A 10,688-nucleotide genomic window follows, 5' to 3' on the forward strand; every position below is an offset into this window, starting at 1 on the left:
TGCTGCATGTGCTGCGGGTGAAACCGGTAGGGCCAAGACGGCCGGGCCGCGAACGATTGGGCGCAGCAGGCTCTAACAGTTAATCACAAATCGCCGGCGCGTGCCATGCGGGTTGCCCCGCCGGCACCTCGCGCCGCCAGGACGCTGGCGGCGCGCTGCTAGAATGGCCCGCCGCCCGACCGCCAACCTGCACCGGCACCAATTCTCTCTATATGGAAGGCTTCATCGACTGGTTGTTCGAAACCGCCGCCCTGCCCAAAGTCGGGCTGCCGGCCATCTTCCTGGTCAGCCTGGTGTCCGCCACCTTGCTGCCCCTGGGCTCCGAGCCCGCGGTGTTCGGCTATATCAAGCTCAATCCGCATATGTTCTGGCCCGCCATCGTCGTGGCGACGCTGGGCAATACCGCGGGCGGAGCCATTGACTGGTGGCTGGGCTACGCGGCCAAGCTGGCGCTGGTGCGCTACCGCAAGCGGCGCCAGCAGCGCCAGCATGAGGAAGAGCACGCCGAGCACCGGAAGCACCCGCGCAAGCCGCGCAAGCCGGCCCTGGACGCGCGCTATTTCCGCTGGATGCGCAGGCTCGGTCCGCCAACCCTGCTCGCATCGTGGTTACCCGGGATTGGTGATCCTTTGTGCACTTTGGCGGGCTGGCTCCGGCTGCCGTTCTGGCCAAGCCTGGTTTACATGGCGATTGGCAAATTTCTGCGCTACCTTGCCATGACCATGGCCCTGCTATGGATCCCCAACAGTTTCTGGCATGGCATCGCCGCCGGCCTCAAAAGCCTGTTCTAGCGCGGCTTGCAGGCAGGTCCGGCGATGTGATGCAACCCTTGCCCAAGCAAGGTTCTGCCATGTTGCGGTGCGGCGAAAGCAGGCCTTGAAGTACAATTGCCCTTTAAAGACGATCCGGCGCACCGTCCCCGTGCGCTACAGGAAGCGGTCCCTCCCCATGAACGCCCCACTCGTGCTCGATGCCAAACTCGCCTCGCAGGATGCGCCCCCGCGCCTGCGTGAGATCCCTTATAACTACACGTCATTCTCGGATCGCGAGATTGTCATCCGGCTGCTAGGCGAAGAAGCCTGGCGCATCCTGCACGAGTTGCGCGCAGAGCGCCGCACCGGCCGGTCCGCCCGCATGCTGTACGAAGTGCTGGGCGATATCTGGGTGGTGCGCCGCAATCCCTACCTGCAGGACGACCTGCTGGAGAATCCCAAGCGCCGCCAGATGCTGGTGACCGCACTGCACCATCGGCTGTCCGAGGTGGAAAAGCGCCGCGCCGCCGACCGTGCCGAGCATGCCGAACCGGCGGCCGAGGACCGCTCCCACCGCGTCGAGCAGCTGGTCAGCTTTGCCAAGCAGGCGATCGAGGACTTCAAGCAGGAGTTCGCCGACGCCTACGACCTGCGCAAGCGCACCCTGCGCGTGCTGGGCCGCATCACGCAGAAGGACAACATCAAGTTCGACGGCTTGTCGCGCGTCTCGCATGTGACCGACGCGACTGACTGGCGGGTGGAATATCCCTTCGTGGTCCTCACGCCGGACACCGAAGAAGAGATCGCCGGCATGGTCAAGGGCTGTTTTGAGCTGGGCCTGACCATCATCCCGCGCGGAGGCGGCACCGGCTATACCGGCGGTGCCGTGCCGCTGACGCCGATGAGCGCGGTCATCAATACGGAAAAGCTCGAGCAGCTCGGGCCGGTGGAGCAGACCGACCTGCCTGGCGTATCGCACAAGGTCGCGACCATCTTCTCCGGCGCCGGCGTGGTGACGCGCCGCGTGGCGGATGCCGCCGACAAGGCGGGGCTGGTGTTCGCGGTCGACCCGACCTCGATCGACGCCTCCTGCATCGGCGGCAACGTGGCCATGAATGCCGGCGGCAAGAAGGCCGTGCTGTGGGGCACCGCGCTGGACAACCTGGCCTGGTGGCGCATGGTGGACCCGGAAGGCAACTGGCTGGAAGTCACGCGCCAGGACCACAACCTGGGCAAGATCCATGACGTGCCGGTCGCCACATTCGAGTTGAAATGGTCGGATGGCAACCGTGCGCCCGGCGAGAAGCCACTGCGCACGGAAACGCTGGTCATCGAAGGGCGCAAGTTCCGCAAGGAAGGCCTGGGCAAGGACGTGACCGACAAGTTCCTGGCCGGCCTGCCCGGTATCCAGAAGGAAGGCTGCGACGGCATCATCACCAGCGCCCGCTGGATCCTGCACCGCATGCCGGCGCATGTGCGCACGGTCTGCCTGGAGTTCTTCGGCCAGGCACGCGACGCCATTCCGAGCATCGTCGAGATCAAGGACTACCTCGACGCCGAGACGCGCACCCCCGGCGGCGCCATCCTGGCCGGCCTGGAGCATCTGGACGAGCGCTACCTGCGCGCGGTGGGCTATGCCACCAAGAGCAAGCGCAACGCCTTCCCCAAGATGGTGTTGATCGGCGATATCGTCGGCGACGACCAGGACGCGGTGGCCCGCGCCACCTCGGAAGTCATCCGCATGGCCAACGGCAAGAGCGGCGAAGGCTTCGTCGCGGTCAGCCCGGAGGCACGCAAGAAATTCTGGCTGGACCGCTCCCGTACCGCCGCCATCGCCAAGCACACCAACGCCTTCAAGATCAATGAAGACGTGGTGATCCCGCTGCCGCGCATGGGCGAGTACACCGATGGCATCGAGCGCATCAATATCGAGCTGTCGATCAAGAACAAGCTCCAGCTGACCGACGCGCTGGAAGCTTTCTTCGCGCGCGGCAACCTGCCGCTGGGCCGCAGCGACGACGCCAACGAGATCCCCAGCGCCGAACTGCTGGAAGACCGCGTGCAGCACGCCTTGCAGCTGCTGCGCGAGATCCGCTCGCGCTGGACCTATCTGCAGAACCATCTCGACACGCCGCTGGCCACCGCGCGCGCCGCGCTGATCGGCCACGGGCTGGGCCTGCTCGGCCAGGCCTTCGAGGCACGCCTGGCGCAGCAGCCGGACGCCACCGTGTTCCACTTGCTGCAGGACCGCACCATCCGCGTGTCCTGGAAGAGCGAGGTGCGCGCCGAGCTGCGCAATATCTTCAACGGCGGCGAGTTCAAGCCCATCCTCGACGAAGCGCAGAAGATCCACAAGCAGGTGCTGCGCGGCCGGGTTTTCGTGGCGCTGCACATGCACGCCGGCGACGGCAACGTGCACACCAACATCCCGGTCAATTCCGACGACTACGACATGCTGCAGGATGCCCACCGCGCGGTGGCCCGCATCATGGCGCTGGCGCGCTCGCTCGACGGCGTGATCTCCGGCGAGCACGGCATCGGCATCACCAAGCTGGAGTTCCTGACCGAAGACGAGATCGGCGAGTTCCGCGAGTACAAGCAGCGCGTGGACCCGCAGGGCCGCTTCAACAAGGGCAAGCTGTTGCCGGGCGCCGACCTGCGCAATGCCTATACGCCGTCGTTCGGGCTGATGGGACATGAGTCCATCATCATGCAGCAGAGCGATATCGGCGCTATCGCCGACAGCGTCAAGGACTGCCTGCGCTGCGGCAAGTGCAAGCCGGTGTGCGCCACCCACGTGCCGCGCGCCAACCTGCTGTACAGCCCGCGCAACAAGATCCTGGCGACTTCGCTGCTGGTGGAAGCCTTCCTGTACGAGGAGCAGACCCGCCGCGGCATCTCGATCAAGCACTGGGACGAGTTCTCCGACGTGGCCGACCACTGCACGGTCTGCCACAAGTGCGTGACGCCGTGCCCGGTCAAGATCGACTTCGGCGACGTGTCGATGAACATGCGCAACCTGCTGCGCAAGATGGGGCAGAAGAAGTTCAATCCCGGCACCGCCGCGTCGATGTTCTTCCTCAACGCCACCAATCCGCAGACCATCAACATGACCCGCAAGGTCATGATTGACTGGGGCTTCAAGGCGCAGCGCCTGGGCAACGACGTGCTCAAGAAGTTCGCCAGGAAGCAGGCCGCGCACCCGCCCGCCACGGTGGGCCGCGCGCCGGTGCAAGAGCAGGTGATCCACTTCATCAACAAGAAGATGCCGGGCAACCTGCCCAAGAAGACCGCGCGTGCGCTGCTGGATATCGAAGACAACGAGATCGTGCCGATCATCCGCGACCCGAAGCGGACCTCGCCCGAGACCGAGGCGGTGTTCTACTTCCCGGGTTGCGGCTCGGAGCGGCTGTTCTCGCAGGTCGGCCTCGCCACGCAGGCCATGCTGTGGCATGTCGGCGTGCAGACCGTGTTGCCGCCGGGCTACCTGTGCTGCGGCTATCCGCAGCGCGGCAACGGCCAGTACGACAAGGCCGAGAAGATGGTCACCGACAACCGGGTGCTGTTCCACCGGGTCGCCAACACGCTGAATTACCTCGATATCAAGACCGTGGTGGTGAGCTGCGGCACCTGCTACGACCAGCTTGCCGGGTATGAATTCGACAAGATCTTCCCGGGCTGCCGCATCATCGACATCCACGAATACCTGCTGGAGAAGGGCGTCAAGCTGGAGGGCGTGACCGGTACGCGCTACATGTACCACGACCCCTGCCACACCCCGATCAAGACCATGGACCCGACCAAGCTCGTCAACGAGCTGATGGGCGGCAACGAGGGCGGCGGCAAGATCGAGAAGAACGAACGTTGCTGCGGCGAGTCTGGCACCCTGGCGGTGTCGCGTCCGGACGTTTCCACCCAGATCCGCTTCCGCAAGGAAGAGGAAATGACCAAGGGCGCGGACAAGCTGCGCACCGACGGCTTCGTCGGCGACGTCAAGATCCTGACCAGTTGCCCGTCCTGCCTGCAGGGTTTGTCGCGCTACAACGAAGACGCCACGGTAACGGCGGACTACATCGTGGTGGAAATGGCCAGGCACCTGCTGGGCGAGAACTGGATGCCGGACTACGTGGCCAAGGCCAATTCGGGCGGCATCGAGCGGGTGCTGGTGTGATGGAAGGGGCGAGGGCGGTGAGCACGATGCGCTTCGGCAAGCCTCTGGTTTGCGCCCCTCTCCCGCTTGCGGGAGAGCAGCCGGGGGAGAGGGCGGACGGGCGCCGGCCCGCAGGCTCTCACTCCGTGCAGGCTCCCGCCCTCTCCCCCAACCCAGGGCAGCGGACTGATGCCCCCGGCGTCCCGGGAGTGATCGCATGAACCTCATCCCCGACTGCCCCCTGTGCGAGACCGACGGCGGCGAACTGGCCTGGCGCGGCGAGCGCGCCCGCGTCATCCTGGTCGAGCACGAGCGCTTTCCAGGCTTTTGCCGGGTGGTCTGGAACGGCCACGTGGCCGAGCAGACCGACCTGCCCGAGGACGACCAGGCCTGGCTGATGCGCCTGGTGGCGCGCGTGGAGCGCGCGGTGCGCGAGACCATGTCGCCCGACAAGGTCAACCTTGCCGCTTTCGGCAATATGGTGCCGCACCTGCACTGGCATATCATTCCACGCTATCGCTGGGACACGCATTTCCCCGAAGCCGTCTGGGCGGCCCCGCAGCGCGAGCCCGATGCCGCGCGCCTGGCCGGCCTTGCGCAGCGCCTGCCGGCATTGCGTGCGGCCCTGGCGAAACTGGACGAAGTACGCTGACCCGAGGCGCGGATTGCTGCCGGTTTTTTGGAGTTTCCGGAACCAGCCGGGCAGCGCCGTCTTCTAACACCCGTTGTCTTCATTCACACAAGAGCGGGGCCGGTGGATCAGCCATGGCCCGCCCGCGCGAAAGGTGCCATGTCCACACCGACTTCCGTTACCGTTCCAGGCCCGGCCGTGCCGGCCCGTGCCCTCAAAGTCCAGAGCCGCCTGCGGATGGGCGAGACCTGGGACCTGATCAAGCCTTACTGGATATCCGAGGACCGCAAGGCCGGGCTGGGGCTACTGGCCTTCGTCGTCGCGCTCAATCTCGGCATCGTCTATATCAATGTGCTGCTCAATGACTGGACCCGCGTGTTCTACAACGCGCTGGAGCAGCACGACTACGCCTCCTTCAAGGCGCTGCTGATCCGCTTTTCGTGGATTGCCGGCTTCTTCATCGTGGCGGCCATCTCGCGCCAGTACTACACCATGATGCTGCAAATGCGCTGGCGTACGTGGATGACGGGGCGCTTCATGGACCACTGGCTCAGTCATCAGGCGTACTACCGCATCGAGCAGACCCATACCACTGACAACCCTGACCAGCGGCTGGCCGACGACCTGCGCTCGTTTACCGATGGTGCCCTGACGCTCTCGCTCGGGCTGCTCAATTCGGTGGTAACGCTGCTGTCCTTCGTTGGCATCCTGTGGGCGGTGTCAGGGCCGATCAGCTTCATGCTCGGCGGCAACGAGATCATCATTCCCGGCTATATGGTGTGGTTCGCCATCGGCTACGCGGTGATCGGGTCGCTGATCGCCCACCTCGTGGGCCGGCCGCTGATCGGGCTGAGCTACCAGCAGGAGCGGTACGAGGCGGATTTTCGCTTCACGCTGGTGCGCCTGCGCGAGAACAGCGAGCCCGTGGCGCTGTACCGGGGGGAACCGACCGAACAGGCCGGCCTGCGCTCGCGCTTCGACCGCATTCGCGCCAACTGGAACCAGTTGATGCGTTATACGCGGCGCCTGACCTTCGTCAATTCCGGCTATGCCCAGTTCGCCATCATCTTCCCGCTGATCGTGGCCGCTCCGCGCTACTTCGCCGGCAAGATGACGCTCGGCGGGTTGATGCAGGTGAGTTCGGCATTCGGCCAGGTGCAGGGCGCCCTGTCCTGGTTCGTCGATAACTACGCGACGCTGGTCGGCTGGAAGGCCGCGGCCAACCGGCTGATCGATTTCCGCGACGCCATCCGGGTGGCCGAGCGGCAGGACCAGGAACACACCGGCGTGCGCGATATCGAGGTGGACCAGGCGGATGCCGACGGCATCCGCATCGACACCCTAGCACTGGCGCTGCCGGTGCGCACGGGCAATGGCGGCGAAATCCACCAGCGGCCGCTGGTGGCGCCGTTCTCGCTGGAGATCGGCGCCGGCGAGCGCTGGCTGGTCAGCGGTCCCTCCGGCTGCGGCAAGAGCGTGTTGTTCCGCGCGCTGGCCGGCATCTGGCCATATGGCAGCGGCACGGTAGCCATGCCGCGCGCGGCCAGCTTGCTGTTCCTGCCGCAACGCAGCTACCTGCCGATCGGGTCGCTGGCCGATGCGCTGGCTTATCCCGACGCCGGCACCGCCCACAGCCGCGAGGCTCTGCAGGAGGTGCTGCGCCAGGCCCAGCTCGGCGCCCTGACCGAGCAGCTTGATGTGTTCGACAACTGGTCGCTGCGTTTGTCGCCGGGCGAACAGCAGCGGCTCGCCTTCGCGCGGGCGCTGCTGCAAAAGCCCGACTACCTCTTCCTCGACGAAGCCACCAGCGCGCTCGACGAGGAGACCGAGAGCGCGATGTACCGCCTGATGGTGGAATCGCTGCCCGGCGCGGCGATCATCAGCATCGCCCACCGCAGCACGGTAGCCGCCTTTCATGATCGCCGCCTGCGCTACGTTGCCGCGGACGGCGCGCACTGGAAGACGGAGCAAGATGGGCAAGGCGAGGCGGCTGCGGTAAGCTATCGGGTCGTACACGAAGCGTGAAGGCGGGTGTGGCCGCGATTTGCGGCGCGCCGAAAGCCGCGCGCCACCCATCATGGCAGGCCTCGAAAAAGATACTCCCCACCCCACCGCCCTCACCGTGCACACCCAGTCGCGCGTGCTGGAGGTGGGCTTCGACAACGGTGCCAGCTTCCGGCTGCCCTTCGAGTACCTGAGGGTGAACTCGCCCTCGGCCGAAGTGCAGGGCCACGGCCCGGGCCAGGAAGTGCTGCAGACCGGCAAGCGCGATGTCACCATCGCCGCGGTCGAGCCGGTTGGCAACTACGCCATCCTGATCCGTTTTTCCGACGGTCACGATACCGGCATCTATTCCTGGGAGCTGCTTTACCGCCTGGGCGCAGAGCAGGATGCCATCTGGCAGGCCTACCTGCAGCGCCTGGAAGCGGCCGGGGTCGACCGCGACACCCCGATGGTGGCCGGCGGCGGCCATGCCTGCGGCCATCACTGAGCGCCCCGCGGGCCATTACTGAATTCTGGAGCGAGTCATGAGCGAAACCCACTTCGGGTTCGAGAAGGTCAAGGAAGAAGAGAAGGCCGGCAAGGTGGCCGAAGTCTTCCATTCGGTGGCCAACAAGTACGATGTCATGAACGACCTGATGTCCGGCGGCATGCACCGGCTGTGGAAGATGTTCACCATCGCCCAGGCCGGCGTGCGGCCCGGTTTCAAGGTGCTCGACATCGCCGGCGGCACCGGCGACCTGGCCAAGGCCTTCGCGCGCCAGGCCGGACCTGCCGGCGAGGTCTGGCTGACCGATATCAACGAATCCATGCTGCGGGTGGGCCGCGATCGCCTATTGAACAAGGGCATCGTCATCCCCACCTGCCTGTGTGACGCGGAGCGGATTCCCTTCCCCGACAATTACTTCGATGTGGTCACCGTATCCTTCGGGTTGCGCAACATGACCCACAAGGACGTGGCGCTGGCCGAGATGCGCCGCGTGATCAAGCCGGGCGGCAAGGTCATGGTGCTGGAGTTCTCCAAGGTGTGGAAGCCGCTGGAAAAGGCCTACGATCTCTATTCGCTGAAGTTCCTGCCGTGGCTGGGGCAGCGCGTGGTACAGGATTCCGATAGCTATCGCTATCTGGCGGAATCCATCAGAATGCATCCAGACCAGGTTTCACTTGTACGTCTTATGGAACATGCGGGCCTGGACAATGTCGAATACTTCAACCTGACGGCAGGAGTGGTAGCACTCCACGTCGGGCGAAAGTACTAGACTGATATAGGCTCACGGAAAAATGAGCGAACTTAACAGGGGAAGCACTGATATGTCGCTATTTCGCGCAAGATTCATGGCGGGTGTGCTGATTGGCACGCTTGCCCTCGGCATGGCGCTGGACGCGAACGCCAAACGCCTCGGCGGGTCTCGCAGCGTTGGCAAGCAATCGTCCGGCGTGACGCAGCGCCAGCAGGCGCCGGCACAGCAATCGCCGAACCAGACGCCCGCGCAGCAGCAACCGGCCCAGCAAGCCGCGCCGGCCGGTGCCGCTGCTGGCGCTGGCGCGGCAGCCGCTGCCGCACCCAAGCGCAACTGGGGAGGCATGCTCGGCGGCATCGCCGCCGGCCTGGGCATTGGCTGGCTGTTGTCGCACTTCGGCCTGGGCGGTGCCGCCATGGGCTTCTTGTCCAACCTGATCCTGATCGCCCTGGTGGCGTTCGTTGCGATCTGGCTGATCCGCAAGTTCCGCGGCGGCGCGAGCCGTCCGCAGCAACCGGCCTATGCCGGAGCGGGTGCTGGTAACGGCCCGGGTGGCATGGGCGGAAGCAACGAGCCGGTGCTGCGCCAGCAAGTGCCTGCCGGCGCACCGAATCCCGTGATGTCCGGATCTGGCGCCGCCTCGCCGCTGCAGTCCGCCGCGCCGGTGATGGCCGGTGCCGCCGCTGCTGCAGCCGTGGCCCAGCCTTGGGGCGTGCCGGCCGACTTCGACACTGAAGCCTTCCTGCGTAACGCCAAGGTTTACTACGTGCGCCTGCAGGCTGCCTGGGATGCCGGCAATCTCGAGGACATCCGTGAGTTCACCACGCCGGAAATGTTTGCCGAGATCAAGATGGACTTGTCCGAGCGGGGCGCCGAGGTCAACAAGACCGACGTGGTCACGCTGGAAGCCGAGCTGCTCGGCATCGAGGACAGCCCGGCCCAGCATCTGGCCAGCGTGCGCTTCTCCGGCATGATCCGTGAAAAGGCCGGCGATCCGGCACAGCCTTTCGCTGAAGTCTGGAACCTGGCGAAGCCGGTGACGGGTAGCGGTGGCTGGCTGCTGGCTGGTATTCAGCAGGTTTCCTGAGTGCTGGGAGTGCTCTGCTGGCCGCTGCACGGCCGGCAGGTGGCATAGAATGGAGGCCCACGTGAAAACGTGGGCTTTTCTTGTTTGTGGGGTGGGGAGATTCTGTTGCTTGGCTTCAAGGGCTTAACTTCAACGTCAAAGGCTTAAAGTCAAAGGCGGTTTCACCACCCCTGCGGGGCGGCGACCTACTTTCTTGTCTTGCCAAGAAAGTAGGCAAAGAAGGCGCGCCGGATGGGGCGAAAGACTCCTCGTCGGCAGACAAAAAGAGCGGCCGGGGGCCAAACTCGCATCGCCTTAAGGCGATACTCAAACATGGCCCCCTCTTTTCCGCTCTTTTTGCCTGCCGACGAGGCGCCCCATACGGCCTGGTACACCTTGACGGCTCGCTTCGCATCGCGGGACTGTGTTTGCCGCCCCTCGGTTGGTAAACACGGCTACAACCTGAAGGTTTGAGTCGGCCATGGGTTTGCTCCCCTCTCCCGCTTGCGGGAGAGGGGCCGGGGGAGAGGGAGGGCGTTTGCAAGGGCGGGTCCGTCAAGTAACGATTGGTAGCCGTGTGGAGCGCCCCCAGGGGCGGGCCACACCGTCCCGCGATGCGAAGCGAGCCGTCAAGGTGTACCAGGCCGTATGGGGCGCCTCGGGATCCGACGAAAAGAGCGGAAAAGAGGGACCCATGTTTGAGTATCGCCTTAAGGCGATGCGAGTTTGGGTCCCGGCCGCTCTTTTCGTCGGATCCCGAGGGGGTGTCGCCCCATCCGGCGCGCCTTCTTTGCCTACTTTCTTGGCAAGACAAGAAAGTAGGTCGCCCCCCGCAGGGGGGTGAAAC

At 65.2% G+C, this 10,688-nt stretch carries 7 protein-coding genes; all 7 read left to right on the top strand.

What is annotated here, in order from left to right; genetic code table 11:
* Positions 1-212: 212 nt before the first annotated feature.
* Positions 213-791 carry a YqaA family protein gene (locus tag AC1DS6_RS14260; protein WP_441636267.1) on the top strand — a complete coding sequence of 193 codons (579 nt, stop codon included), beginning with the start codon at positions 213-215 and terminating at the stop codon, positions 789-791.
* 157 nt (positions 792-948) lie between these two features.
* Positions 949-4,923 carry a DUF3683 domain-containing protein gene (locus AC1DS6_RS14265; RefSeq protein ID WP_441636266.1) on the top strand — a complete coding sequence of 1,325 codons (3,975 nt, stop codon included), beginning with the start codon at positions 949-951 and terminating at the stop codon, positions 4,921-4,923.
* Between the two features lie 196 nt (positions 4,924-5,119).
* A complete protein-coding gene (locus tag AC1DS6_RS14270) occupies positions 5,120-5,554 on the top strand; it encodes an HIT family protein (RefSeq protein ID WP_441636264.1) in 435 nt (144 codons plus the stop codon).
* Between the two features lie 138 nt (positions 5,555-5,692).
* Positions 5,693-7,558 carry an ABC transporter ATP-binding protein/permease gene (locus tag AC1DS6_RS14275; RefSeq protein WP_441636262.1) on the top strand — a complete coding sequence of 622 codons (1,866 nt, stop codon included), beginning with the start codon at positions 5,693-5,695 and terminating at the stop codon, positions 7,556-7,558.
* Positions 7,559-7,610: 52 nt separating this feature from the next.
* Positions 7,611-8,024 carry a gamma-butyrobetaine hydroxylase family protein gene (locus tag AC1DS6_RS14280; protein ID WP_276291551.1) on the top strand — a complete coding sequence of 138 codons (414 nt, stop codon included), beginning with the start codon at positions 7,611-7,613 and terminating at the stop codon, positions 8,022-8,024.
* Between the two features lie 37 nt (positions 8,025-8,061).
* Positions 8,062-8,793: a bifunctional demethylmenaquinone methyltransferase/2-methoxy-6-polyprenyl-1,4-benzoquinol methylase UbiE gene (gene ubiE, locus AC1DS6_RS14285; protein ID WP_045240829.1), complete on the top strand. Its 732-nt coding sequence runs from the start codon at positions 8,062-8,064 to the stop codon at positions 8,791-8,793.
* Between the two features lie 52 nt (positions 8,794-8,845).
* Positions 8,846-9,862: a Tim44 domain-containing protein gene (locus AC1DS6_RS14290; protein ID WP_441636260.1), complete on the top strand. Its 1,017-nt coding sequence runs from the start codon at positions 8,846-8,848 to the stop codon at positions 9,860-9,862.
* The last annotated feature ends 826 nt before the right edge of the window (positions 9,863-10,688 follow it).

The sequence above is a fragment of the Cupriavidus sp. 05L310 genome, from assembly GCF_056398185.1.